The 26,072-nt window shown below is 63.5% G+C and carries 14 protein-coding genes; 5 read left to right on the forward strand and 9 right to left on the reverse strand.

Going from position 1 to position 26,072, the window contains the following annotated elements; all coding sequences use genetic code 11:
- Positions 1-25: 25 nt before the first annotated feature.
- Positions 26-502: a GNAT family N-acetyltransferase gene (locus DM374_RS12690; RefSeq protein ID WP_110970132.1), complete on the forward strand. Its 477-nt coding sequence runs from the start codon at positions 26-28 to the stop codon at positions 500-502.
- A gap of 27 nt (positions 503-529) precedes the next feature.
- On the opposite strand, the gene DM374_RS12695 is transcribed toward DM374_RS12690, so the two are convergent.
- Positions 530-874, reverse strand: coding sequence for a carboxymuconolactone decarboxylase family protein (locus DM374_RS12695; RefSeq protein ID WP_095153678.1), 345 nt, complete (start codon positions 872-874; stop codon positions 530-532).
- A gap of 95 nt (positions 875-969) precedes the next feature.
- Positions 970-2,367 carry an L-lactate permease gene (locus DM374_RS12700; protein ID WP_110970133.1) on the reverse strand — a complete coding sequence of 466 codons (1,398 nt, stop codon included), beginning with the start codon at positions 2,365-2,367 and terminating at the stop codon, positions 970-972.
- A gap of 77 nt (positions 2,368-2,444) precedes the next feature.
- Between DM374_RS12700 and DM374_RS12705 the strand changes: the two genes are divergently transcribed.
- Positions 2,445-2,999 (forward strand): helix-turn-helix domain-containing protein, encoded by a 555-nt coding sequence (locus DM374_RS12705; protein WP_110970134.1) that lies wholly within the window; start codon positions 2,445-2,447, stop codon positions 2,997-2,999.
- A gap of 43 nt (positions 3,000-3,042) precedes the next feature.
- Here DM374_RS12705 and lpxO read toward each other — a convergent pair whose 3' ends face one another.
- Together lpxO and DM374_RS12715 are read right to left on the reverse strand one after the other, a co-directional pair.
- Positions 3,043-3,942 carry a lipid A hydroxylase LpxO gene (gene lpxO / locus DM374_RS12710; RefSeq protein ID WP_110970135.1) on the reverse strand — a complete coding sequence of 300 codons (900 nt, stop codon included), beginning with the start codon at positions 3,940-3,942 and terminating at the stop codon, positions 3,043-3,045.
- Between the two features lie 159 nt (positions 3,943-4,101).
- Positions 4,102-4,617, reverse strand: a complete 516-nt coding sequence (locus DM374_RS12715; protein WP_110970136.1) for an AidA/PixA family protein — start codon at positions 4,615-4,617, stop codon at positions 4,102-4,104.
- Between the two features lie 372 nt (positions 4,618-4,989).
- On the opposite strand from DM374_RS12715, the gene DM374_RS12720 reads away from it, so the two are divergent.
- The 3 genes from DM374_RS12720 to DM374_RS12730 all read left to right on the forward strand — a co-directional run bounded on the left by DM374_RS12720 (position 4,990) and on the right by DM374_RS12730 (position 16,822).
- Positions 4,990-6,546, forward strand: a complete 1,557-nt coding sequence (locus tag DM374_RS12720; RefSeq protein ID WP_225422490.1) for a GGDEF domain-containing protein — start codon at positions 4,990-4,992, stop codon at positions 6,544-6,546.
- 554 nt (positions 6,547-7,100) lie between these two features.
- Positions 7,101-12,701, forward strand: coding sequence for a Tc toxin subunit A (locus DM374_RS12725; RefSeq protein WP_110970138.1), 5,601 nt, complete (start codon positions 7,101-7,103; stop codon positions 12,699-12,701).
- The gene (locus DM374_RS12730; protein ID WP_110970139.1) at positions 12,698-16,822 is read left to right on the forward strand and encodes a Tc toxin subunit A-related protein; all 4,125 of its coding nucleotides are present in this window, start codon (positions 12,698-12,700) and stop codon (positions 16,820-16,822) included. The genes DM374_RS12725 and DM374_RS12730 overlap by 4 nt, the downstream gene beginning before the upstream one ends.
- 77 nt (positions 16,823-16,899) lie before the next feature.
- Here the strand turns inward: DM374_RS12730 and DM374_RS12735 are convergent, their stop codons facing one another.
- The 5 genes from DM374_RS12735 to DM374_RS12755 form a co-directional block, all read right to left on the reverse strand.
- Entirely contained in the window at positions 16,900-17,424 is a 525-nt protein-coding gene (locus DM374_RS12735) for a hypothetical protein (RefSeq protein ID WP_110970140.1), read from the reverse strand.
- Between the two features lie 10 nt (positions 17,425-17,434).
- On the reverse strand, positions 17,435-17,803 hold the full coding sequence (locus DM374_RS12740) for a hypothetical protein (RefSeq protein WP_110970141.1): 369 nt from the start codon (positions 17,801-17,803) through the stop codon (positions 17,435-17,437).
- A complete protein-coding gene (locus DM374_RS12745) occupies positions 17,800-20,631 on the reverse strand; it encodes an RHS repeat-associated core domain-containing protein (protein ID WP_110970142.1) in 2,832 nt (943 codons plus the stop codon). The genes DM374_RS12740 and DM374_RS12745 overlap by 4 nt, the downstream gene beginning before the upstream one ends.
- Positions 20,624-24,931: a SpvB/TcaC N-terminal domain-containing protein gene (locus DM374_RS12750; RefSeq protein WP_110970143.1), complete on the reverse strand. Its 4,308-nt coding sequence runs from the start codon at positions 24,929-24,931 to the stop codon at positions 20,624-20,626. The genes DM374_RS12745 and DM374_RS12750 overlap by 8 nt, the downstream gene beginning before the upstream one ends.
- 91 nt (positions 24,932-25,022) lie before the next feature.
- Positions 25,023-25,874, reverse strand: coding sequence for a CAP domain-containing protein (locus DM374_RS12755; protein WP_110970144.1), 852 nt, complete (start codon positions 25,872-25,874; stop codon positions 25,023-25,025).
- Between the last annotated feature and the right edge of the window lie 198 nt (positions 25,875-26,072).

Consider the following 26,072-nt stretch of genomic DNA (forward strand, 5'->3'; position numbering starts at 1 on the left):
CATTCAATGTAAGAGAAGGATACTCATGAATTCCATTGTTCTGCGTCCGGCCAGGGCCGGCGACGGCGCCGCGGTGTTTGCGGTGACGCATCAGTCGATCAGCCGCCTCGGTCGCGAACGCTATTCCAGCGATCAGTTGCTCGGCTGGATGGGCGAGCGCACGCCGGAGGACTACGAGCGTTCGATCGCCAAGGGCGGGATGGTGGTGGCCTGTATCGCGGATCAGGTCGTCGGGTTTGTCGATGCCGAGCCGGGTGAGGTGACGCGGTTGTTCGTGCTGGAACAGGCGGCGGGCCAGCAGTTGGGCAGTCGGTTGTTGCAGGTCGGGATCAAGAAGGCGCAGACGCCGGGCGTGCAGCGGGTGCGGGTGGAGTCGACGCTGAATGCCGAGGGCTTTTATCAGCGCCACGGGTTTGTGACGCTCGGCCATGGCGTGTTTTCCCACGGGGTGGGCGGGGCGCCGATCGCGGTGGTGTATATGGAACGGCCTGTCACCGGCTGAGCCGTGGCAGGCCGTAAGGGTGTTGGTTTATTCGCTGGCCTTGCCCACGGCATCCAGCGCCCGGGCGGAATAGACCAGGGCCGCGCCGGCGTTCATGGCGACGGCGACGCCCAGTGCTTCGGCGATTTCCTCGCGGGTGGCGCCATGCTTGACCGCCTGCTGCGAGTGCACGGCGATGCAGCCGTCGCAACGGGTGGTGACGGCCACGGCGAGGGAGATCAGTTCGCGGGTCTTGGCGTCGAGGTGGTTGGTCTTGGCCCCGGCGCCGCTGGCGGTCATGTAGCCGCTGACGGTGTCGGGGGAAAGTTGCTTCAGGTCACCGATGCCGGCCATCAACTGCTTACGGTAGGCATCCCAGTCCATCATGCTCATCTGCTTCACCTTGTGCGTTGCGACAAATTGAACAGTGAAGCTAGTTTTTTCCAGATTGCCTGGCCGCTGGTCGTTGGTCGCAAGCCGTTAGTGCTTTAGGCCAGTACGTTCACCACCGCCAGCAGGCTGACCACGGCCATGACCACCGCAATCGCCATGCGCTGGATCCAGCGGCGCTGGAACGCGGCGTCGCCTCCCGCCAGTTGAATGGCCATTTCGATCTTGCCCGGCGAGGCGAGGATGGAGATCGCCGCCGCGACGTTATGGGTGGCCATGAACAGCAGCAGGTCGGCACCCAGCGAGCGGGAAATCTCCGCCTGGGTGGCGGCGAACATGGCGTTGGAACCGCTGCTCGAGCCGGTGACGAAACCGCCCAGTGCGCCGACGAAGGGCGACATCGCCAGGTAGCCCGAGCCGATTTCAGCGAGCAGGCGGGCGAGGTACGCCGCAGTGCCAGTGACGGCCATGACGATGCCCATGAAGATGAACAGCGCGGTCACCGGCGCCACTTGCAGCCAGGCTTTCCACGCGCGGGACCAGGGCTCGGCCGGCGGACGCCCCGCGCAGAACCACAGCGCGGCGACAAACAGCCAGAGCGCGGGGGAGGCGAGGTAGCGCCATTGCTCCGGCAGATGACCGAAGCGCATCACCGCGCCCATCACCAGCACGCCGCCCAGCAACAGGCCGTAGGCCTGAAGTGCGCGGCGGCCGATGGGCAGAAGGGGTTCGCTGCCGTGAGCGCGTCGGCTGCTCCAGAGCAGATGCAGGCAAATGATCGCCACGCTGCCGAGGGCGCCGGCGGGGGCGGTGCCGAAGGCGAGGTTGGACAGTCCGACGACGGTGGCGAAGACCAGCGCCGAGACCCCCGCCAATGCCAGCGCGCGGCCTCGCTCACCGGGCGCGCTGATCAGCCAGGCCGCCACGCCGCCGGTGATGGCGAAGGGGATGATGCTCAGCAGTGCCGAGGCGATGCCCAGTTCATCGAAGCCGATGCCGGCCAGGCTGGCGGCGATCATAGTGCCCGGCCCCATCGACCCCCACGGCACCGCGCACAGGCCGAGTAGGCCGATCAAAGCCGCTTGGCGCGCCGGCAGGCCCATGAATACCAGCAGCGGAATGCCGATGGTCACGCCGATACCGAAGCCGGTGACCGATTCGGCAAACGGCGTGATGCCGTGGACCACCAGCAGCACGGCGGCGACGCCGGTGCCGGCGCGGCCCTTGATCCAGTTGGCCAGCGCCGCCTGCGCGCCGGCATGGCGCAGCACTTCCGACATCAACAAACCGCCGCCGACGATCAATACGACCTCTGCTACCAGCGGCAACCATTTGAGGCTTGCATAGCCGATTTCCGTTGCGGGCAGTGGAAACGCCATAATCGCCGCAACGATCGCGGCGACCACCCCCAGCATCGCGGCATGCAAGGAGCGCATGCCGAAGCCAAGGGCCAGGATGGAGGACAACACGGGGGAGGCTGCGAGGAATGCATTCATTTCGAAACTCGACGTTTGCGTATGCGCAATTATTATTTGCGTAACGGTAAAATCGCAAGGCTAAAAAAAGGCTCAGGATGAAAGACAACAACGAACAGGCGGAGCAGGGGCAATTTGGCGCGGCGGTGCGCCAGCGGCGGCTGCAGTTGGGCGTCACCCTGGATCAGTTGGCGCAGAGCAGTGGCGTATCGGCGGCGGCGCTGTCGCGGGTGGAGCGAGGGATGCTGAGCCCGAGCCTGCGCAACGCGCTGGCGATTGCGCGGGGGTTGGGTTGCGATCTGTCTGAATTGATCGAGCAGGACTATGCCGAAGTCACCCGGGCGGGCGAGAACCTGCGCTTTGTCGACGAGGCGACGGGGATTGTCAGGCTGGCGCTGGCGCGGCCGAGTGCGGACCTGGAGTTGTTGTCGTACACCGTGCCGCCGGGGGCGTCATCGGCGCGCTTTGCGCCGCACAGGAGCGGCGGGCGGGAGATCTTCCACATCCTCTCGGGGACGCTGGAAGTGAACGCCGGGGATCAGGTGATCGAGTTGCGGGCGGGGGATACCGCGACGGTGCGGGTGGATTGCGAGCACTGGTTCCGCAATATCGGCGATGAGGATGTGCGGATTGTTTTGACCATCATGAAGTAGCGGACAGTGCAGGAGCCGTCTGGCCGGCTCCTGCCGTGGCAGATCAGATATAGATAAACACCAACGCAATCGCCGCCACCACCGCCCATTTCTCCGCGTAATACCGTGCGCGGTTGCGTTTTTTCAGGGCTTTGCCGCGTTCGCGGATTTTGTAGATGCGGGTGAACAGGCGGTTGATGCCGCCCGTCTTGTCGCCGGCATCGTTCGGTGCGGCAGCGGCGGCCATGACATTGGTGCTGAACCAGCGGTTGAACGCGGTAGCCCAGCGGTATTTCAGCGGCCGCTCGACGTCGCAGAACAGGATCACCCGGTTGTGCTCGGTCTGGTTGGCGGCGTAGTGGATGTAGGTTTCGTCGAACACCACCGCCTCGCCATCGCGCCAATGGTAGTTCTCGCCATCGACGCAGATGTAGCAGGCCTCGTCGTTCGGCGTGTCCAGCCCGAGGTGGTAGCGGTAGGACCCGGCATACGGGTCGCGGTGGCGCACCAGTTTCGAACCTGGCGGCAAGGTGGCGAACATGGCGGCCTTGACCGTGCCGATGCTCTGCAGCAATTCGGTGGTGCGCGGGCAGAGCTTCATCGCCGAGGGGTGACTCTCGCCGTACCACTTCAGGTAAAAGCGCTTCCAGCCGCTCTTGAAGAATGAGTTGAAGCCGACGTCGTCGTAGTTCTTCGAACTCTTGATCTCGCCACCGTGCAACAGTTGCAGCGCTTCTTCGCGGATCGCCTGCCAGTTGTCCTGCAGCGGTTTGAGCTCCGGAAAGGACTCGGTCGGCAGGTAGGGTTTGGCCGGCAGCTTCGAGAACAGGTAAAGGAAAGCGTTGACCGGCGCCAGGAAGCTGGAGTGGTCACCCAACTGGCGGCTGATCTTGTGCCGTACGCGACCGCGGAAGTGGACGTAGGCAATGGAGAGGACAAACAGCAGGACGATAACTACTTTCATGGGCGTTTACTTGTCGATGTGGCGATGCGCCATGGCATGAGCCCGCCAGCATAAACAATCGGCCCTGGGGTTTGTACAAAATGTTGCGCAGGGTAGGGGAGACATTGGTATCAGGCTCACCCTGGCGTATGCCGTGGGGTGAGCCGTTTCAGCAGGCGATCAGTCGGTGATGGTGATGTACGGGTCCCAGGTGTGGGTGCCGCCGATTTGTTGCAGTTCCTGGTTCAACAGCACGAATTCGATCGTGTACCAGATTTTGCCCGGCTTCTCCGCGGTTGCTTGCCACTCGGTGTAGGTCACCTTGTTGCCAGCGATCTTGATCGGGTTGTTGCTGACCAGGTAAGCCACCGGTGCGTCATACACGGTGATGAAGCTGGGAGCCGAAATGGCCCCGTCATAGCCCGGTTGAGAGCGGCCCTGAGTGACCTTGGTGATCAATGCGGTGGTGTCGAAGTTGCGCGACAGGGTAGTCGCGCGCCAGCGGATGTTGTCATTGCGCTTGACGTCGAACCACAACTCGTTGCCGCCATCGAGTTCATTGCCGGTTGCTGCCTTGTCGACCAGATCGTCGCTCACTACCAGCGAAACCGCGCCGGCGACGTCGCCGGGATTGGCAATGAGGTGATCGGCGTTGACCAGCAGCAGTACGTCGACGGTTTGTGTCGTTCCAGACATGGTGTTGCTCCTTGAGGTGTGATGGGCAGTGTGCGACCGCGCCCTTGGCCGGCTGCCAGGGGTGTCCGTTACCCCGACCTTGGGTGCGGTAGCGGATTCAAGCGTGGATGATGGCACTTCAATGTCAATTTTCCGGTTTTTGGCGCACCCCGCACGACCTATAGCGAAGGCGCATCCATCTCCTTGAATCCGTTCACTTGTCGATAATGTCGCGCGTGGATCCGGGCGATTCTCCTGTGCTGCCTATGGGAAATGGCTCACGCCCGCTGTCAGCAACTCCTGGCTGTTTCCGTTGTCGGCCCACCGCCCGCGACCCTTCATCGCGGCTTGTGATCTATCGTTCTGAGGATTTACCGGACACGGATGAGGCCAATGACCTTCAAGCACATCGACCTGCGCACGCTCATCCTGCTGTTCGCCCTGGTGACCGCCGGGGTGACCCTGGCCAACAGTTTCTACGCGGCCCGGCAGGTACAGCATCAGGTGCTGGTGGAGAACGCGCTGGAGGCCAACCGCGCCTATGCCGCCAAGGTGGCGTCGAGCATCGAGGCCTTTCTGCTGTCGGCGCAGCAGCAACTGGCCTACAGCGTCGGCCGGATGAACGTGAACTTCGACGACCCGGACCTGCTGCGCGTCGAAGCCCGGCGTATCCAGGAGCAGGACCAGGGCTTCAATGCCATCACCATCGTCGATGCCGAGGGTCATGTGCTGGCCGCGTGGCCGCCGTCGCTGTTGCGCGATGGCCAGGCACTGACCTCCAGCGGCGCCGAGCACGCGCTCAACAGCCGCGTGCCGCTGATCAGCGACGCTTACACCTCCAGCGCCGGCAACCTGGTGGTGTTCATTTCCCACCCGGTATTCGACGCGCAAAAGCGCTACCTGGGTTTTGTCGGCGGCGCCGTGTACCTGCGCGAGAAGGGCATCCTGCACACTCTGATCAGTAACCATTTCTACCGCGACGGCACCCTCAGCTATGTGGTCGACAACAACCGCCGCTTGCTTTATCACCCGCAGTTCGACCGGGTGGGCAGCGTGGTCGGGGCCAACCCGGCGGTGGACGCGTTGCTGGCCGGCGACAGCGGCGCGATGCAACTGATCAATTCGCAAGGGGTGGAGATGCTCGCCGGCTTCGCCAGTATCCCGCTGACCGGCTGGGGCGTGGTGTCGCAGAAACCCTACCGCGACACCGTGGCACCGCTCGACAGCCTGATGTGGCAGATGCTCTACCGCACAGCGCCCGTGGGGCTGCTGATTCTGCTGGGTATCTGGTGGATGACGCGGCTGATCACCCGGCCGCTGCGCCAACTGGCGGACAGCGCCAATGCCATGGAAGCCACCAGTTCGCCGGAGCGCATCGACAAGGTGCGCGCCTGGTATTTCGAGGCGGACCACATCAAGCGGGCCTTGCTGCGCGGCATCGGCTTGATGCAGGAACGCATGGGTCGGCTCAACCTGCAGGCGCAAACCGATCCGCTCACCGGGCTGTTCAATCGCCGCGCTCTGGGCGAGGTGACTGCCGTGATGACCGAGCGGCAGCAACCGCTTGCCCTGGTGACGCTGGATGCTGATCACTTCAAGTCGATCAACGACACCTACGGCCACGACGTCGGTGATGAGGTGCTGGCGCGTCTGGCCGGGTTGCTGCGCCAGTGCTCGCGGGATGGCGACCTGGCGTTTCGTCTGGGCGGAGAGGAGTTTTTGCTGCTGCTACCGGACACCTCGGTGGCCGATGCCAGCGAGGTCGCCGAGCGCTTGCGTCGGCTGGTGGAACTGACCCGGATCGAGCCGGTGGGTCACGTCACCGTCTCGCTCGGCGTGGCCCGCTGCGCCGTCGGCGGGGATTTCGCCGAGGCGCTGAAGCGGGCCGATGAGTTGATGTACCAAGCCAAGCAGGCCGGGCGTAACCGGGTGCTCAGCGAGCCGCTGTGAAGCTGGTCATGTTGGCGAAGAGTGCCAGTCAGGAGACCGGGTAATGGCGGCCAGGCGCTAGCCGAAAGGTTTTCAGCGTTCTTGAGATCGAGCGCCGTCCGCGCGGCGCATCGCCGGCAAGCTGGCTCCCACAGTGGTTGCAACGTACCTATGCCTGTCAGGCCATGGTTGGCCACCTTGGTGGTTCGCCTCGATTTCGAGGCTGACGCCTCAGCCGCCCCACACTTTCCAGCCATGCGCCAAGGCTGACAACGTAAATCCCACAGGCCGTGGGAGCCGGCTTGCCGGCGATGCGCCGCGCGGGCGGCGCTCGATCTTGAGAGCGCTAGAAAATTCCCGGCATGCGCTTGGTGGCCATTAGCCGGTTTTTTGACAGACACCTTCCAGCCATCACATGACCAAAAGATGTGTCGATACCCATGCTCTCGGCCCTGTGCCAGAGCCTTCCGGGCCGCCACCTGTTATTTCTGTCAGTAGTCGGAAAAGCAAACTCTGGTTAGTTTCGGCGGAGGGCGGCCAGTTGGCGCCGTTGCTCTACCGAAGGAGAACACCTCATGCCCCGGCGCTCCCGTGTTTCCGCACCTGCTTCCCAGCCCCGCGACCTGTTACAGGCGGGGCTCGATTCAGCCTTCAGCATCGCTCGCGGTTCTTTGGAACACCTCATGGCACAGCGACCGGACCTGGCCGATGACGAGGCGCGCACGCTGCACCAGCGCGCGAGCACGCTGGCGGTGCTGGCAGCGCGGCACTACCGCGAGCAGCGGCTGACCGGCACCGCCACCGCCAGTGCACCCTGGCGTACCGGTCTGCGTGCGCTGGTGGACGGGCCGACCTTCGAGGGTCAATTCCAGCCCAGTTGGGGAGACAACTGCGTGCCCGGTGCCATCGAGGCGACGACCTCGCCCGTGGCCTACCTCGTGGCGCTGTACCAGTGGGTGACCACGGTCATCGAGCCGATGGCCAATGACCAGGCCATCACTCTGGCGCAGCGTCGCCCGGACCTCGCTGCGTTGATGCTGGACAACCAGGCGTTCGAGCGGGTCGAACCGACCATTGGTATCGTCAACGGCATCCTCGAGCGCGCGGTACGCAAACACCTGGACGACCACAATCAGAAAGACCGCACGGTGGACGATGCTCTGGCTGAAACGCGCTATCCGTTCGCGCTGCCATTCGAGCGTTACCTGTCGCAGATTCGCGCGGTCCTGCAGCGGGAGGACTATGGCCTGGGTGACCTCATTCGCCAGTTGGACCCGGATTTTCCATACTTCTGTCAGGGCGGGCTGCATTCGCCGCGTTCCGACGACGCCCTGCAAATGGACATGGCCGTGGGGCCGGAGCAGCGTGCGCTGTTGCTGGAGAGCCCTTACTTCCCGCGTGGCGCAAGGCGTGCGAGCACGCGCTCGATCCAGACCCGCACCAACCCGCGCACGCTGTTGCGCGAATCGGTGCACGCCGCCCAGAACGGCTTTTTCATGCGTCATTACGGCGTGGGTGCGCTCAAGGACCTGCTGGACCTGAGCGCGTTCAGCCTGCGCACCTCCCTCGACCAGGACTCTGTGGCGTCTCTGTTGTCGATCGAGCACCACGCGCCGACAGCCTCGCCAAACGTTCCGGGGTTGGCGCCGGCGAGTCCGGCGCGCTTTGGCTCGACCTACATCAACGCCGGTCTGGAGCCGGTGATTTCCTTGTCCAGCAAGGAGGGTACGCACACGTTTACCAACGGGACCGAGGACCATTTCGACCGCATTCAGCGGATCGTTCGCCTGTCCCGCTGGCTGGACCTGTCGCTGGGTGAAACCGACTGTCTGCTCGATGCTGCGTTGCTGGCCGAGCATGGCGAGTCCGGACGTGGCGCGGGCATTAGCGAGAACACCTTGCGCGCGTTGGGCCTGTTCTGTCGGCTGCGCCGTGATTTCAAGGTCAGTGCCGAGGACTTCGCGGCGCTGTTGAGTGGCCTGGCGCTGTACGCGCAGGGGAGCGAGTTGGCGCAGTTCGACCGGGTATTCAACGACCCGACCCTGTTCAGTGACCCGCTGGTGCTGGATAACAGTGTCTTCGACATAGCGCCGTCCACCGACGCGGAGTACCGCAAAGTCCATCACCTGTGCAGCGCCCTGGGGATGAGCTTCGAAACCTACCTGTACGTGGCACGCTACATTGCCCAGACGTTTGGCGAGCAACAGATGCTGGATGGCGGTGTGCACCAGCAACTGCACTGGTCGCATGCGGTGGTGTCGGCCTTCTACCGCCTGACCCGTTTGTCGGCCCTGCTCGGATTGAGCAGCATCGAGGCGATCGCACTGCTGCAACTGATCGGTCAACGCGGTCATCAGTACGTGTCGCGTCTGGTCCGGCCCGCGCTCGCGGTCCATCAGTACACGCACTTGAGCGATACCCTCAGCGTGGTCCAGTCGCTGACCGACACGGTGCAGTGGTGTCGCGACAACGACCTGACCGTCGCGTGGCTTTATCAGCACTTGATGCCGCTGGCGCCGGTCGCGGCCGCCAGCGACCGTGAACTCGACCTGCTCAAGCAGATCAACGGGCGCATGCTGCCGGCGATTCTCAGTGAGACGACGTTCATCGATGCCGGCGTGCCCATGGAGGCCGGGGTCGATCATCCGGTGCCCATCGACTGGTTGCAGCAGCTCGATCATTTCGTCTCGGCGCAAGGCCTGATTCGCGAGTTGCCCGACTACCCGACCACCGATGCTTATGAAGCGGCGCTCAAGGCGCAGTTGGAACACATCATCGACAACCTGGAGCTGTCGTCGGGTCCGGACCTGCTGGTACGGCTCTTTCAGTTGGTGATGGAGGCCCGCGCTGCGCAGCAGAGTCTGGTCTGGGAATCACTGGCCAATACGCTGGGCGGCAGCGCCGAGCTGAGCCGTGAGTTATTGATCTGGACCGGTGGCAACAGTTATCAGTTGCTCCAGGAGGTGTTGCGCCTGTTCGAGGGCTCTGACCCGACGCCTTTGCCGGTGCCGGTGGGTGATGAGATCCTGACGCTGCTGGCACGCCTTACCCACCGCATGGGCATTGTCGAGCAGTTGTCGCTGAGCCCGCTGGCCTTGCGCAGTTACGTCGCGTATCCGGAGTGGTTCGATGCGCCGCGCGACACCGGGCCCGACGCTGTCGATATCACCTTTTCCCGGCTGCATGTGTTGGTGCAGTACCGCTGGCTGCTGGAGCAGACCCGCCAGGGCGAGCAGGCGATTCTCGATTACCTGAGGCTGGTCAACAGCCTGCCACCGGACTTGACCGAGCAGGACCTGCTGATGATTCGTGAAGATGCGGCCGGCAAGATCGCGCTGTTCACCGGATTCGGCATTCGTGATGTGCTGGAGACGATGGCGGAAATCACCGCGACCGGCTTTGTCACCACGGTGCGTCAACTGGATCACCTGGTCCGCGTGCGCCAGGCCTGCCAGGCCTTGCAACTGGGCAGCAGTGCGGCGATCGAATTGAGCCGGTTGCGCAGCAACAGCTCGCGTGAGCAATACCGCAATGCCGCCGAGGGCGCGCTGGCTAGCCTGTCCGAGCACTTGCATGATCAACCTGGCGTGGACCAGGGCGAGTTGGGGCAGAGCGAGGCCTCGTGGATCGTTGTGGACACCCAGAAACTGGTGGCGGGCTCCGGTGAAGCTGCCCAGTGCCTGCTGACGGTGAAAAATTTTCTCGGTCAGCCCATGGCCGGTATCACGGTTACCTGGGAGAACAGCCTGGGGCAGTTGGGTACGCCGTCCTCGACCAGTACCGACGACAACGGTCAGGTATCCGTCGAGTTGCGGGCAGCCGCAGAGATGGGGGTGGCTCAGGTCATCGCCCGCTTTGGTCTGGACCGGCGAATCCTGGCACCGGTGATTCATATTGATTGCGATGAACACTCGCTGCGTTTCAAAGACCCCGTCTGCGAGCCGACGGAGGCGCTTGCGGGCAATCTGCAAGCCATCAGTTATCGCCTTCAGTTGCTCGACCAGTACGACAACCCTGGACGGGATCGGGTGCTGGCATGGAGCACCGACCTGGGGGCGTTCGAGCGTCCGCAGACCCGTACCGACGATCAGGGTTTCAGCAGCGCATCACTGCGCAGCCGGTCGTCCGGCCAGGCACTGGTCATTGTCGATTTCGAGCCCAACGGCGAGCGCGAGCGTTTCGACCCGGTGACGTTCCTCGAGCAGCCGTACTTCCAGTACGTGCGTTTCAGCGGGCCGGTGGCGGCTACGCAGGAGGCCGTCGTGACCTGCCGGGTCGTCAATCTCGATGGCAGTCCGGTGGCCGGTGCATCGGTGGCCTGGACAGCCGATATCGGCGGCTTTGTCGAAGACCCGGCGCAGAGCCTGACCAACGAGCACGGCATCGCCAGTATCACCTACCTCAGCGAGCAGACCGGGCAGGTACGGGTGACGGTCAATGCCGAGGTGGATGATATGCCGTTGCAGACGCTGACGTCAGAAGCGGTAACGGTCTATGAGCTGCCAAGGCTCTTCTACATGTATCCGGAACAACAGTACTTCGTTGTGTACCAGAGTAAGCCGGCTCGCTTCGAAGTCGAACTGAGGCCGCAGGCCGCAGGCTATCCAGTCACATGGTGGGACGGCGAGCGGTTGTTGGCCACCAACTACACCGACCGTAATGGCAAGGCGGAGTACCAATCCCATTTCACTATTGCGCAGGTCGGTGAGCAGTCCATCCGGGTGCGCTCACTGAGAGAAGGCGATTACTTCGACTACAAGGTGTTCGTCACTCACGCTCACACGGCGCTGGAAGTACAGCTTCCCGAAGACGACCCGCATTTTCTTCCGCTGGAGGACACCGTCAACGGGTTTGTCGTAGACCGCGGAGCTACGGGAGAGGTGTTGATCCGCGCGGTTCGGGACGGTGGTCAGGGCGATGACAATGCCTGGCTCAAGGTCAGCCTGGCCTCGGGAGCCGATCCCTCGGCGCTGAAAGTGCGTTTTCTGCCTGCTTTGGGCGAAGCGCTCTACTGTGACGAACACGGTGATACCCGACTGCGCATTGACTGCTCTGAGGCCGAATACCTGCCTGGTAGCGACCCGCACAACAATGAATTCGTGCTGCTGGTGACCTCCAACCTTGGCATAACTACCCGATTGACTGGACGTCTGCGCGACTTCGTCGATCTGGCACGTTGTGATCTCAAGGTGGTCAGGGGCAGTTCGACGGTCATAGGCATCAGTGGCTATCTGAAGCGGCTGGACGACTCATCGCTAGCATTGCAGAACAGCGGCGGGAGGTTGCGTGCCTCGCCATCCGGGGATCCGAGTAACGGCCAGGTGGCGGCACTGTTCAGCGACAGCAAGGGGCGCACCTGCTTAAGGTTCGACAATCTTTACGCCAGTCAGGAACAGCAGCGAGCCTGTAGCTTCTACCCCACCGAGGGCCTGGAGAAACGGCTCCATTTCGTCGGCTCGACCGTACGCACCTTCACCGACGACGAACTGTTCGCCGACATCAACCTGGCGTATGAAGGCGCGGCAGACGTGATGTCGATCAAGGACGGGCGAGTGTATGTGGATACCCATAGCCGCGGTGACTTGAAGATAACGATCCGTAGTGGCGATGTTCCGCTGAGCGGGGTCGGTTACTTTGCCTCGTCCTTCGATGTGGGTGGCGCGAAGCTCGACCTGCAGGATGTTCTGAGTGATGAAAAAGGGCAAATCACCTTCTCGGTATCGACGACCAATGTGTTCATGACAGACGCCTCGCAGACTGATTTCCAGCTTCCAGGCAGGGCCGGTCCCGTTGCGGACCCGCTGCTGTTTTCATTGCGCGAATTCACTGTTGTGAGCGTCAGTGCAGCATTTCGCAAGAGGTCCTCGCGTGACATCTATTGTTCCTACTCGGCATCGTTCAACAGGCTGCCGGGGAAACTACTTGGAGGATCGTCAGATTTTTCCGGGACGCTTGGGGTGAATGGATTGTCAAGGTCGTTCTCCACCTCAGCCACTTCCAGTGGCGTGGTGTTGTCAGGTGAGATTGATGCCCACCAGGCCGAGATACCGGGTTCGTTCTGGGTGGACATGAGCAAGTCAAAGCGGTTTCTGCTGGTAGGTACTACCAGATTCCCGGTCGCAGACGAAACCGGCGGCGCGCCTCAACTACCCACCTCTTCGGGAGACGCATCATGAACCCTCTGTTCGGCACCCTGGCCCAGGACCACCGCGATGCCCTGGTCGCCTATTACCTTGGCCAGATTGTCCCGGAACACCTGGTGCCCGCCGGGCAGGGGCTGGTCACCGAGCAGGACCTCTACGAGTTCTTGCTGATCGACAACCAGGTCAGTGCTCAGGTGGACACCAGCCGCGTGGCCATGGGCATGGCCAGTGTCCAGCAGTACATCCATGCCATCTTCAACGGCATGGAACCCGGTTACCAAGGTGTGTTCGACAGCAAGGCGCAACAAGTGTGGCGCTCCAGCAAAAGCGAGTACGCCGTATGGGCCGCCAACCAGATGCTTCAGGATTACCCCGAGAACTACATTGATCCGGGATTGCGCCTCAAACAGACCCAGGGGTTCGGTGAATTCGTCAACGACATCAACCAGAGCCGGATCTCCACCGACTCGGTGCAAAAGGCGTTGCAGCATTACCTTGGCAAGTTCGAACACATCAGTAACCTCGAGGTACTCAGCGGCTATATCGATGGCGTGGATTTTCGCCATGCCGATTACTACCTGATCGGTCAGCAAAACGTCGAACCCCACGCCTACTACTGGCGCAAGGCTGAGGTGCGTTTCGCCGCCGAGGACGACACTGACCGCGCCGACGATTACCTGAGCCCGACGGCGTGGAGCGAGTGGTTGCCGGTCGAGATTCCCAAGGGCCACGCGGTGCTGCACATTCGCCCGGTGGTGATTGAAGGGCGCCTGCATGTGGCCTGGGTCGAGCACCGTCTGGAGCAGAAACCGATGCCGGCCAGGCGCGCCGACATACCCGGCCTGTTCGAAGAAGTTTCGCGCTACAGCATCAATCTGGCGTACCGCACCCTGGAGGGCAGTTGGTCAGTGCCGATGAGCATCCCGCTGCACAGCGGCAAGGATCATGTCGCCGACACTGATGCGTTCGCCGCCTTTGTCAGCACGTCCGACCCGTACGACAAGCGCATCGTCCTGGCCTATGGCGCTGACAATGAGTGGACCGAAGATTTCGAAGTCGTCGTGCTGAATACCCGGCTACGTACGGTGTTGCATGAGACCGTGAGCGAATTGCCAACGGATGGCAGCTACCTGAACAAGATCGTCAATGCCCTGACGCATTTCTCGACGAACAAGAACGAATTCCAGCATCCGCTGGCGACTGATCGCGCTTCGCGTACCACGGTGCATCGGGATCCTGATGGTGAACATAACGAGCAGGGGCCTCACAACACCAAGCTTGCACTGTGGGCAGCGCTGGGGCAGGACACAGCAGGCAATTACTCGCTGCTGTGCAATGGCCACGCCAATCTGCTCCTCATGGTGGGGGGGGAGCGGTCTTGGCAGATGCGGCGCGCCGCTGTCCGGCTCACCTACCACCCGAGCCAGGGCACGGATCAATCGCTTGAACAAGAGGTGTTCCTGAACGGCGCAGCCCAAACGTCGCTGATGACGATCCCGCTGGGCAATGTGTTCGATGACATTCCGCACACCCTGGCCTTGAGCTTCGGCCTGGTACCGGAAGACCTCCGGGGAGTGGTCCAGTTCGCGGTGAAAGTTGGCGCATTGACGATAAACCGTCCGAGCATCATCACCCAGCCTGACGGTGGGCAGTTCCTCGACCTGGCTGCGCTCGGCCTGCAAGGGTTGCGCTATGTGCGGCTGAACACGCTGTTCGCCAAGGATCTGGTGGCCCGGGCCATGGTGTCGGTCGATGCCCTGCTGAGTTGGGATACGCAGCATATCGAAGAGCCGCCATTGCCGGGCAGCTCGGCCCGCCAGCTCATGGATTTCCATGGTGCCAATGGCCGCTATTTCTGGGAGTTGTTCTTCCACATTCCCCACGCAGTGGCGTGGCGCCTGCATCACGAGTTCGATTACCTGGCCGCCGAGCAGTGGCTGCATTACCTGTTCAATCCACAGGCCCGCGTCAAGCCGACTCACCCGCCAAGCCCGTTCTACTGGTCGGTACGGCCGCTGGAGGAAGCGGGCCGGGGCGAGTACGAAGTGGAGGGTATCGCCGATCCGGATGCCATCTGCTACTCGCAACCAGTGCACTACCGCAAAGCGATCTTCGCCTTCTATGTGCGTAACCTGCTGGCCTACGGCGACCTGCTGTACCGGCGCCTGACCCGCGATGCGCTGACCGAGGCGCAACTGATGTACACCCGCGCGCTGAACCTGCTCGGGCCCAAGCCCGATAACCGTACGGTGGGACGCTGGGAGCCGGTGCCGCTGGAGCAGGCGGCCGAGCCCGACAGCGCGCTGCTCGCCGAGATTGGCGCGTCGCTGCCGCAGGTGATGTCGCTGCACCTGCCGGTCAGCAGCGGACCGTGGCTGGAGTTGCTCGATTCACCGCGCTTTCGCCTGCCGATCAACATCGAACTGCTGGACCTGTGGGATCAACTGGCGAGTCGCCTGAGTAACCTGCGTAACAACCGTACGATCGACGGCAAGCCACTGGTGTTGCCGTTGTACGCACCAGTGGCTGATCCCAGGGACCTGCTGCGGGCGCAAAACAGCGGCAGCGGGCTGGTGCAGCGCACGGTCGGTAGCCTGGCGCCGATTCCGCCGTTCCGCTTCCGCGCACTGTTGCCGCGCCTGCAAAGCGCCGTGGAAACCCTTGGCCGTTTTGGTGAGCAGGTGCGGCTGTACCGCGAAATGAAGGACCGCGCCCTCCAGGAAGAACTGCAGCAATCCCATGTGCTGGAGCTTTCGCAGTTCTCGATCCAGTTGCAGGGCGCAGCGCTGGAGCAGGCCGAGGCCGGGTTGTTGGCGCTGGAGGCGAGCCGGCGCGTGATCGAGAAACGCTTCGGGCATTTCCGGGCCTTGGCGGCCGAAAATATTTCTTCCGATGAACAGGGTGCCATTGCCCTGTACCTGAGTTCCTCGATCAAGAATGCCACGGCGCAAGCCGTCGAGACCGCCGCCGGCGCGATGCAGATGGGCTCGATAGTGGTCACCGCGTTCGGTGGCGGACCGAACCGATTGGGCGCTGCTTTGCTGGCGGGCGCTGCGGTGGTTCGTCTAGGCGCGGCAACTGAGCAGATGATTGGTGATCGGCTGTCGATCAACGAGCAGTACCGCCGCCGCCTGGAGGAATGGACTTTGCTGCGTGACCAGGCCGAGGCCGAACTGGAGGCCATCGACGAGCAGATCGACGGCCAGCACACCACTATCGAGATGGCCCGGATCCAGTTGGCGCAGGTGCGCAAGGGCGAGCAACAGTCGCAGGATTACTACCGTTTCCTCAAGACCCGCAGCACCAACGCCGACCTCTATCAGTGGTTGCTCGGCCAACTGTCGACCTTCTACTTCCAGGCGTATGACGCGGTAGTTGCCCTGTGCCTGAACGGGGAGGCGTGCTGGCAGTACGAGATGGGTGACTACCAGACCCGTTTCATCCAGCCCAATGTCTGGTTCGATAATTACTACGGACTGACGGCCGGCGATGCCTTGCGCCTGCAACTGTTGCGCATGGAGTCGGCGTACCTCAAGCGTTTCGAGCGGCGCCAGGAATTGGTCAAGACGTTCTCGCTCAAGACGCTCTTCGATAGCCAGGCATACCCCGAAACGTCCTGGTCGGCAGTGCTCGAAGAGCTGGCCGAAGGCGAGAGCGGCAGCCTCGGCTTCGAGCTGTTCGCCCGTCTCTTCGACGACGACTACCCCGGCCATTTCCTGCGCCAGCTGGTCAGCGTCTCGGTGACCTTGCCCGGGCTGGTGGGGCCGTATCAGGATGTCCGCGCGGTGCTGACCCAGGTGTCCAGCCGCACGGTCCTCAAAGCGGATCAACGGGCGATGAATCACCTGTATGGCAAACCCGACAGCGATACTCGCCATATCCTCTACAACCCGCGAGCCAGCCAGAGCATCTGCCTGTCTCGCGGGCTGGATGACCACGGCGTGTTCCAGCTCGACTTCAACGACGAACGCTACCTGCCGTTCGAAGGCACCGGTGCGTTGTCGAGATGGGAGCTGCGTTTCCCTCGCCATGGCTCGGAACAGCAGCAGGTGCTGTTGCAGAGCCTGACTGACATCATCGTCCAGGTCCGCTACACGGCCTTGGACGGTGGGCCGGAATTTGCCGCGCATGTGGAGGGGTTGCTGGACGGCTGAAGGGGGCCGGCATGCGTCTGGTCGCCGCTACCCGGTGTGCTGACTGGCGCCTCATGCCCACACCGGTCCCGGCGCTTTCAGAAGCGCCGCAACAGCGGCCCGATGCGTGGATTCGCGACATGCTTGCCCGCAAGCTGCAGTGACTGAACGGCAGCCTCGAATTGCGAAGCCGGCAGCAGGGCTGCATCGAACTGCGGGCCGTCCAACCGGTAATAAATGCTTTGTGCTTCGCTCAGCGAGGCCGTTTGAGACCAGGCTGAGCGGTTGTTGACCGCCTCCATGAGATTGTTCGCCAGCCAGTTCTGACTTAACGCGGGCGCTGTCGAATAATGTTGCGCGCGTAGTTCAGCGACGCGCTCGGTGCTGATTGCAAAGCCCGGGTCACCCGGCATTCGTGGTGTGAAGTCCAGCGTCGGTTGGTCGATGATGTTCTGCCCCCACGACAGCAGGTGGGGAACCGGAGCCGTCACCCATGGATCGACCACTATCGGATCGGTGAGGCGCGGATCACCCAGCAGCCCGAAGCTGTGATCGTGTGTTTGCGCGATGGATACCGGCGTTCCGGGCCATTGGGCGGATGAGGCTGCCAGGTGCACGAACACTGCCGCGTGCTCATCGCACAAGCCTGTCGCGGCGGCCAGGCCATGTTCGGCATGAACCCTTGTCCAGCGGCTGGCCGGCGTCACCGAAAAGCGTCAGGCGCCAGCCGGCGTCGGCGCTCTTGTCGAGGATGGATTTACCAGAGAGGGCCGTCTGCTGTGTCTGACTTGGCACGACGGCATGACCATGATCGAGGCAGGCGAACAGGCGCGGATCCCATTGCTCACGCATCTGGCTGGACGGGGCGTGTCGGCTCAGGGTGATCCGGCGCTCGGCGAATACCTGCGGTGCGGCTCGATGGTAGGCGATACGCCGGATCGCCAGACCGCGAGGGTCGGTCACGTTCAGCGCGGGTGTCTGTGCGTGGACGGAGCTGTTCATGCCGAGCGTCCTCTCAGCGGAAAGTGTTTATCCGGCGAGGCCCGCCCGGTCGCGATATAAATCAGTGGGGGCAGAATACCGCCGCAATTGAAACATGCCGGGAAATCCGCGCCGAGCCCATACCCTTTGCCGGCCACCAGCCGTTCAGTGAAGACATAGGTCTCACTCAAGACTTTATTGATGCCTTCCGGCGGCGTTTGGTTCAGCAGCGCGTTGACTGCCTGAACTTCCGCATGCAAGCCGGGAATACCTGCGCCGATAGGAATTTTGAAGTTGTTCTCTTCGATATGCCCCCTGATGCGTTTTTCGATGAAGGGGTGCAGCTCCTGCTGGTTCTGCTGATAAGCCTGTTTTATTCCCTTTAGAAGCGCATTGGTGTTGCTGACCAGATAGTAGCCAAGGTCTCCCAACGATGGCCTGCTCGGGCCAGGATGTCGGTCGGTGCTGCGGGGGGCGTAGCGGCTGAGCGTTGCCATCGTGGTTTGTTTCAGGGGCAAGACTCCCGGGAAGGTATTTTTCCCGATCGGGCTTCCTGAAAAATTGGTGAAGCCATCGACGGAGATCGAGGGCGTTTCAACATAGGCGCCAGCATGGGCCGCGCTGGTCTTCAGTTTTGCCTCCGTCATCAGGCCCGGATGCGCGTCAAGGTACTTCTGGCGCTGGCTGGCCTTGATGCGTTGCAAGTCCATCGAGTTTTTTCTTGCCGCACCCAGAATCGTCTGGGTTTTCTCCGAAAAGTCGCTGCGCCTGCGGGCCATTCCCGGTGCGAGGTGCAGCGCGGTCGTCATGATCTGGCGCTGGTCTACCGAGTGCAGGGCCAGATCTAGCGCCTCCATTGCTCGCTCCTTGCGCGCGAGACCGTGATCATCGCTGAACCTGAGTGGGTTGTTGGCAACCATGCAGAACAGGTTCAGCCCATCCACATCCCCGGCCGGATCCGGATTGATCCACCGCGCCAGCCATGGCGCGTAGTAGCGAAAACCATAGTCGTACAGTCCGCTGGCATCCCGTTCTTTACCCGCGTATCGGCGCACCTTGTAGCCCGCTTCCACAGCGGAATGCGCCGCCCACCAGGCGGTGCCGCCGAACGGGTAATAGCCTTCGTGGCTGATGATCCTCGCTTCGTCATCCAGTTCCAGGGCGCTGCTATCGAGGTGATCGCCGAGGCTGTAGCGCAGTTGCGGGGTGTCGATACCCTCGGGGTTGCCTTCGTGCCAGTGCAGGCAGCGCACTGCGCAGCGCCCGGCCTGGACGGTGGCCACGCTCAGGCGTTCACCCTCACGATTGCGTATTTCCAGGCCCGGCAGATAGCGCACCTCACTGCGCTGCTGGCGACCGCCAACCAGGCGTGTGGTGACTTTACGCAGCCGCAGACCATCGCCGCCGTAGCGGTAGTGCTCTTCATCGTTTTCGCCACGCTCGCGGGCCACCTGGCGGGTGCCGTGCAACTGATTGCGCGCATTCCAGCGCAAGGGCTGGCCGGCGTGCAGATTCAGCAGGTTGCCGTTGCTGTCGAATCCGGCACGGGGATCTTCCGGGGCGACGCCATCGATCCACGGCAATGCGTGGTTGCTGTCGTCCGCCACCGCCATGTGGCGGGTGTACGCCTGCCCGCCGATGTGTTTGAGGCTGAGCAGGTTGCCGCTGGCGTCGTATTCGTAGTGCTGGCGGTAGTTGAGCAGGCGGCTGGTATCGCCGGGTGCCGGGGTCAGTGGCGGCAGATCGGGGTTGATCAGCGCCCCCACGGCCTCGCGGCCAGTAGCTTCGATCAGGCGGTAGAGGGAGTCGTAGCGGAAGGTGCTGACCGGGTCGACTTTCTGATTGGAAAAATGGCTGACCGGTTGGCTGAGGTCTTCGATACGCAGCACGTTGCCGACCCGGTCATAGGCGTAGATCAGCTCTTGCAGGGCGCTGCGCCCGGGGCGGCTGGCATTCAAGCGTTGCAGGCGGCCGTCGGCGGGATCGTAGTGAGCGTGGCTGATGACGCCGTTGCCGGCGGTCTGTGTTTCGACCTGTCCGAAAGCGTTGTAGTGGATGGCGCGAAGCAGGTCGTGTTCGCTGCCGTTCTCTAGTCGCAGGGTGATAGCCGCCAGCTCTCCGGCCACGTTGGTGCGTGAGCGCTGGCGGTTGCCGAGGGCATCGGTCTGTTCCAGCACCTCACCCAGCGGGCCGTGGAGAAAGACGGTGCGCGCGCCGTCGCCGGGTTCCAGCAGGGCATCGCGTTCGCCGGTTGCGGCGGGCCAGTCGGGCTGGTCGAGGTCGGCCAGGAAGTGGCGAATCTCGCTCTGTTCCGCGCCGCCCAGGCTGTAGTCGGGAATCAGGCGGCTGCCGGCTTCATCGTCGTGGCGCAGCAAGCGACCGCAGCGGTTGTTGGTTGATTCTTCGGGGCCACCGTAACTGAAACGCTCGGCAACGCGTGCGGGCTGCCCGGCTGCGGTCTCGCGAATCAGCAGCGGGCGCAGAAGCTCGTCGTAGTCGGTGTGCCAGTGGCTGTCGCGGCTGTCCCAGTTTTCCAGCGGCTGCCCGGCGTCACCGAACAGCGTCAGACGCCAGCCGCTATCGGCGCTTTCCAGCCACAACGGCTTACCGGACAGCGACGACAACAGCGCCTGGCTGGGCAGGAGGCTGTCGTCCTGGTCCAGCCGCCGGAACAGGCGCGGATCCCATTGTCGTGACCACTGCCCGGCGGCGTCGTACCGGCTCAGGTTGATTTGGCGCTCAGCCGTCTGCTCCAAGGGGGACCGGCAGTAGGCCACGTGGCGCAACTGCCGGCCCAGGCTGTCGTCGACGCTCAGATCAGGCGTGTGCAGGTGCATTGCGCTACGCATTCTGTCCCCGCATTTCTTCCCAGGTGTCGTTTTCGTCTTCACTGATGCTGTACCACGGCAGGTAGCGCTGGCGGCGCAGGTAGCCCTTGGCGGTGAGCGTGCGCAGCACCCGGCCCTGCGGGTCGTAGAACTGTTGGTCGTTGTAGCCGAACAGGCGCAGCGAGGCATCGTTGATGTAGCGCCAGTGGTCGGCGAAATATGGGCGGTAAACCCGCACCGCCAGCCCCTTGTTGTTGTATTCGACACGCTCGCTGACCCGCCAGCGCTCGGGGCTGTCCACCAGCACGGGCTGGCCATCCTCGATCTGCAGCTCACCCCGTTCATCCACCGCGTAGGCGATGCCCGGTTCGACCTTTTGCTTGCTTTGCAGCGCCCGGCCAAAACCGTCGCTGCAACTCAGGCTGATGCGAATCTGCGCCTCGGGATCGCCGGGGTAGCGGTCGGCCAGCAGCACCGCGCTGTGCACCGGCTGGCGCGATTCGGCGGGTTGCATCCAACTGAAGGCGTCGTAGTAACAGACGCTGGCAGCCTGTTGCACGGCGCGGGCGGGGTCAGCGATGGCGTCGGCGAGGCTGTCGCTGTCGCGCTGGTAATCGCTGATGGGCGCGAAACCCACCGGCAGGCCCGCTTCGGTGCCGTGGAAGCTACTCGCCAGCAGGCGCCCCAGACCGTCATACAGGGCTTCCTGTACATTCTGGTTGGGGTCGGTGATGTGCACCGGTTGCAAGCCGTGATAGTCGAAGCGTGCGTGGATTCGGCAGCCGTCGGGCAGGGTGATGTCGCTGATCAGGCAGTGATAGGGATCATGCCCGACCAGGGTCAGGCCGTGGCTGCGTGTCTGGCGGAACGCTACGGTGCGGTGGAAGGCGCTGGCCGGGCCGTAATGCGCGAAACCCTGGCGCACCGCCCACAGTTCCAGTTCCGGTTGCTCCGGCAGAAACGCCGGCATGCGCTCGTAGCCCAGGGTCAGCAGCTTTTCGCGCAGGTCTTCGCGGCTCATGACCCGGTCGTAGGCTTGCAGCGCGGTGTCGTTCAGCTCGGCACTTTCGAGGAAGCCGGGTAGCGCCTCGAAGGTCGCCTGACCGTCCGGCAGGTCGGTGCGGTTGGCGCTGTCGGTGGCTTGGTAGCGTTGCAGGGTCTGACCGGCGAGGGTGCGCTCGGCGTCCGCATGCAGCGGTCCTTCAGCGCTGGCGAAGTGTTCGTAGTTGCGTTTTTCGGCGGGCAGTTGCGTGCGTGGCAGCACCAGGGCGTTGCCGCGCTGGCGCCATGGCAGGGCCAGGCGCCAGCCCTGCGGGTCGGTCAGGTGGATCGCCTCGGCGCGTGATTCGTTCAAGTAGTGGCTGTACTGGGCCTCGTCATGAGCGTCGCGCCACCAGGTTTGTTCGTGTTCGCTCTCGAACGGCGGAGGATCGCTGACCTGGCGGCGCCGCGCACAGTTGATCGTGACGCTATGGGTCAGTTGGCCAAACCGGTCATGGGCGAGGTTGATCTGGTGTTGGCAGCGTGGGTCGTCGGCCTGGCGCTCGTAGTCGTGGAGTACGGTTTCCAGTGTGACCGGGAGCATCCGCGCATAGGGTTGTCGGGCGGTGGCCGGTGCCAGTTCACGTACCCGGTAACGGTGCTGCTCTACCGAGTACGGCACGGTGCTTTCAGGTCCGTCGTCGAGGCCGTAGCGCTCACTGCGGATCGGCAGGCCGCTCAGGGCGTGGGCCTGGGCTCGGCGTTGCGCTTGGTCGGGATTGGTGATGGTCTGTTCGATCCCACTGAGGGTGTCGAACCGGCTGAGCAGGTCGGTGCCGAGCGAGGGGGCTTCATTGTCCTGCCAGAAGGTGTCGAGTGCCGGCGCGGGGTATTCGCCGGTGTGAAACCAGGTCTTGCTCAGCAGGGGTGCGGTGAAGTGTGCATCGTCGTTGCCCCGGGCACTCTCGCTGTCGGTTTGCAGCAGCAGGGCGAAGCCGCGCATCTCGCGCTCGTGGCTGTCGTAATAGCCACCCCGGTAGCGCATGCACTGGACCAGACGATTGCCGGTGATCTCGTCGAACTGGCTCTGCCGCGTCACCAGGTGCAGGGCGAAGGGCAACTGGCTGACCGGCGAATCGCCGGCCTGACGCCGCTCCTGCTTTTCGTCCAGCCATTCCTGCGCCGAACTGCGGTATTCGACGCAGCCGACCGCGCCCATGTGGTTGTCAGTGCACTGCAGCAGGTAGGGCTTGCGGGTGTTGAAGTCCAGTCGCCAGTGGCGAGGATTGATGTGCGGCACCGTCAACACCAGGCTGGCACAGCCGAGCCCTTGCAGGTCAGCGGCGCTGACCTGGCACAGGCGGTCGTAGCGCACGCCGTCCGGCCAGGGCTGCATAACCGGGGCTTCGAAGCCGGAGCCACAGCGATTCATGAACACCTGTACGCCGTCGCTGTGCAGGTACAGCAGGTCGCTGGCGCCGGAACCGTCCAGGTCGGCCAGGAGCAGGCGCGCGGCATCGAATTCGCTGTGGCTGAAGGGCAGGCTGGCGAGGTGAAAGCCCTTGCCGAAGCGCCCGCGGCCAAGGTTCGGCCAGCAACGCACTTCATCGTGGCGAATGCGAACCAGATGTTGCTGGCCGCTGCCGAGCACATCGCTGAAGGCCACCAGTTCGGCGCGGCTGTCGCCGATCAATGGCAGGTCGCCGTCGCGGTGTTCGACCTCCAGGCCCTGGCCGTACCCCTGTTCGCGGCGTGACGGATACAGCCGCACGCTATGCGGGCCGATCAATGCCAGGTCGCGGAGGCCGCCGCCGCCCAGGTCCGCCAGTTGCGCCAAGGGATGCAGCACCTCGCTGGGTACTGCGGCAAACGGCACGAAGGTTGACCAACTACGGTCCGGATTGAGGGTGAAAAAGCCGTTCAGCCCTGGCGCGCTGACGCACCAGTCGAGTCGGCCGTCGCCGGTCATGTCGGTCAGGTGCTGGCGCACCGGGCGCGAGCGGTCGGCCAGCGGGATGCGCGGCAGGAGGGTCCAGTCGCCGTAGGTCACGGCATCGGGATTGTCGTCCTCTTCGCGGCGCAGGGGTTCACGGTAATACCAGCCCTGATCATTGCCGTGCAGCACGCCGGGCAACCCTTCGCCATACAGGTCGACCAATTGGTAGCGCTCGCCGTCGTTGAGGCCCGGCATGGCCGGGAATTCGCTGAATGTGGGGCCGGACTGGTTGTCAAAGGCGCTGTAGCTGAAGTCCAGTGGCGGCAGGCTGCTGCGCTGACCGTTGGCGGCCCAGCCTTGTTGGTGTGCGCTAGTGAGCAGGCTGTAGGACAGATCGGTAGTCTGATAGTCGAGCAGCAGGCGGGACACCAGCACCGGGTCCGGGCCCAGCTCGTCGGGGAAATGATGGAACATCAGCAATTGGCGGCACAGGCGCAGCGTGCCCAGTTCGAAACCATAGGCGAAGGTGCTGTGTGGGTCACTGCGCACCGGCCAGGGTGTGGTCGGGGCGTAGTCTGGCGTATCGTCGATGCCGCCCGGGCGTTCACCATGGTCCAGCAGTAGGTCGAAGTGCCATTGCTGGCGCTCGATGTCGTCCGGCTGCCACAGGTACAGCCACGGATGGGCCTCGGCGTTGCCGTAACGTACTCGGCTCAGGTAACGGCGGGCGCGGAAGTCACGCGGCGTGTCCGGCGCGAGCCCGGCCAGATCCTCGGCCTTGTACTGGTAGAGGATGTGCTCGCCGTGGGCGTTCATGCTTTCTTCCAGCAGCCATTCGCCGACCCGATGAGGATCGTCCGGATCGCAGTGGCGCGAGGCAGGGTTTCGCCCGTACAGGTGCAGGCTGCCGTCAGCCCCGTGGACCAGCCAGAAACCAGGATCGCCGTGGTCCGCGCGCCAGTGTTCGATGCGCTCGAAGGCGCCCTCGATTCGCGGAAAATGGCGGATGACCTGATAGCGTCGATCCAGCGTCAAGCCACGGTAGCTGTCGGTTTCGCTGAACAGCGGTGTGCCGCTGTCATCGCGCTCCACCAGCCAGGGCTGGCCATCGGGGCCGACGATCATGTCGTCGTCGGTGTAGTGCGGCACGCCTTTGCTGGTGCGCCGGGCAACGCAGCCCACCGAGAGGCTCCAGCCCATGCCGAACACGCCATTGCTGACCGTGCTTTGGTAGTTCAGCGAAAGTACCGGGGCGTAGCCACGCCCCGGCGAGAGCGGCAAGGGAATCTCGAAGGAGCCGGCACCGCTGCTTCCGGCACCGCCCCAGCCACCGCCGAGACTCTGGATTGCGCCGCCGCCCTTGGGTAGGGCGGGCGGCGTGATAGCGGGCGTCTGATCCTGCATGTCCTTGCTCCATGTCCGGTAGGCATGGGGTCAAGAGTGCACTGTTAGGCGATTTCCGTTAACTGACAAAAATAACAGGTGGGCGCACGGCCTATGGCGTGCCGAACAACGCAGTCCAATAGATTCCCGCGTCGCTTTTCGGGTCGGTGGCATACGCCGCGCCGAGTTCACGCAGGGCCGGGTTCATCAGGTTGGCGCAGTGGCCGGGGCTGGCCAGCCAGCCTTCGAGTACTTTGCGCGGGCTGTCGAGGCCGGCGGCGATGTTCTCGCTGATGCGCTGGCCGTTGTAGCCGGCCAGTTCGGCGCGGTCGCCGGGGGTGCGGCCGTCGCGGTCGATATGGTCGAAGAAATTCTGGTTGGCCATGGCCCGGCTGTGACTCTGGGCGACCCCGGCCAGAGTGGCGTTCCAAGCCAGCGGGCTGGTGGCGGCCATCGCCTGGCTGCCGCACTGGCGAGGTTGGGCGCGGGCACTGTTGATCGCTTCGAGCAGTTGCTGGCCTTCACTCTGCCAGTCGCCCAGGCGCGCGCTGAGCAGTGGCCGGGCAACGACGATGCGCCATTCGCGGTCCACGCGGCTCACGCCGATATCGACGAACTGCGGGTCGAGCACCACCTGGCAGAAACTCTCGCGTATCGCCTGCATGGCGGCCGCCGCATCCCGCGGGCCGGACAGGCTGATGGCCTGGACATTGACCATGGGGTAAGTGGCCCGGGTCAGTTGCTGTTGCAGGTCGCCCATGCCGGTGACCGACAGGATCAGGCGCGGATCACTGGCCAGTGGCGGCAGTTCCAGTGAGGCCTGGCCTGCGCAGTGTTGAGGCTGGTTGCGAAAACTGTTGATCGCATCGATCAGTTGCGTCTCCTCGCTTGCCACGGCCTGACTGGCGAACAGCGGGGCCAGGCAGAACATGGCGATACGCAGGATGGATGAGCTGACGCGCATTTGAATCTCCCTTGATCTGGCGCCACGGGGCATGCTGGAAGGCCCGGTGTGGCACGTCTTGCAGTAAATCCGGCGGTCCGCGGTCATGGTCGGCCGGTGCTCCCCGGTCACTTGGGGAATGGTTGCCGTATGGCGTGCATGGTAGCCAGATATGACGTGCGCGTGTCGTCTTTGTCTGGCCCAGGGCCTTCAGGGTTC

The organism is Pseudomonas huaxiensis (genome assembly GCF_003231275.1).
Lineage (GTDB): Bacteria > Pseudomonadota > Gammaproteobacteria > Pseudomonadales > Pseudomonadaceae > Aquipseudomonas > Aquipseudomonas huaxiensis.

What these genes read in the sequence shown, in the direction of transcription:
- DM374_RS12690 (WP_110970132.1), top strand. Translation starts at nt 26, where the DNA reads ATGAATTCCATTGTTCTGCGTCCGGCCAGGGCCGGCGACGGCGCCGCG.
- DM374_RS12695 (WP_095153678.1), bottom strand. Translation starts at nt 874, where the DNA reads ATGAGCATGATGGACTGGGATGCCTACCGTAAGCAGTTGATGGCCGGC.
- DM374_RS12700 (WP_110970133.1), bottom strand. Translation starts at nt 2,367, where the DNA reads ATGAATGCATTCCTCGCAGCCTCCCCCGTGTTGTCCTCCATCCTGGCC.
- DM374_RS12705 (WP_110970134.1), top strand. Translation starts at nt 2,445, where the DNA reads ATGAAAGACAACAACGAACAGGCGGAGCAGGGGCAATTTGGCGCGGCG.
- lpxO (WP_110970135.1), bottom strand. Translation starts at nt 3,942, where the DNA reads ATGAAAGTAGTTATCGTCCTGCTGTTTGTCCTCTCCATTGCCTACGTC.
- DM374_RS12715 (WP_110970136.1), bottom strand. Translation starts at nt 4,617, where the DNA reads ATGTCTGGAACGACACAAACCGTCGACGTACTGCTGCTGGTCAACGCC.
- DM374_RS12720 (WP_225422490.1), top strand. Translation starts at nt 4,990, where the DNA reads ATGACCTTCAAGCACATCGACCTGCGCACGCTCATCCTGCTGTTCGCC.
- DM374_RS12725 (WP_110970138.1), top strand. Translation starts at nt 7,101, where the DNA reads ATGCCCCGGCGCTCCCGTGTTTCCGCACCTGCTTCCCAGCCCCGCGAC.
- DM374_RS12730 (WP_110970139.1), top strand. Translation starts at nt 12,698, where the DNA reads ATGAACCCTCTGTTCGGCACCCTGGCCCAGGACCACCGCGATGCCCTG.
- DM374_RS12740 (WP_110970141.1), bottom strand. Translation starts at nt 17,803, where the DNA reads ATGAACAGCTCCGTCCACGCACAGACACCCGCGCTGAACGTGACCGAC.
- DM374_RS12745 (WP_110970142.1), bottom strand. Translation starts at nt 20,631, where the DNA reads ATGCGTAGCGCAATGCACCTGCACACGCCTGATCTGAGCGTCGACGAC.
- DM374_RS12750 (WP_110970143.1), bottom strand. Translation starts at nt 24,931, where the DNA reads ATGCAGGATCAGACGCCCGCTATCACGCCGCCCGCCCTACCCAAGGGC.
- DM374_RS12755 (WP_110970144.1), bottom strand. Translation starts at nt 25,874, where the DNA reads ATGCGCGTCAGCTCATCCATCCTGCGTATCGCCATGTTCTGCCTGGCC.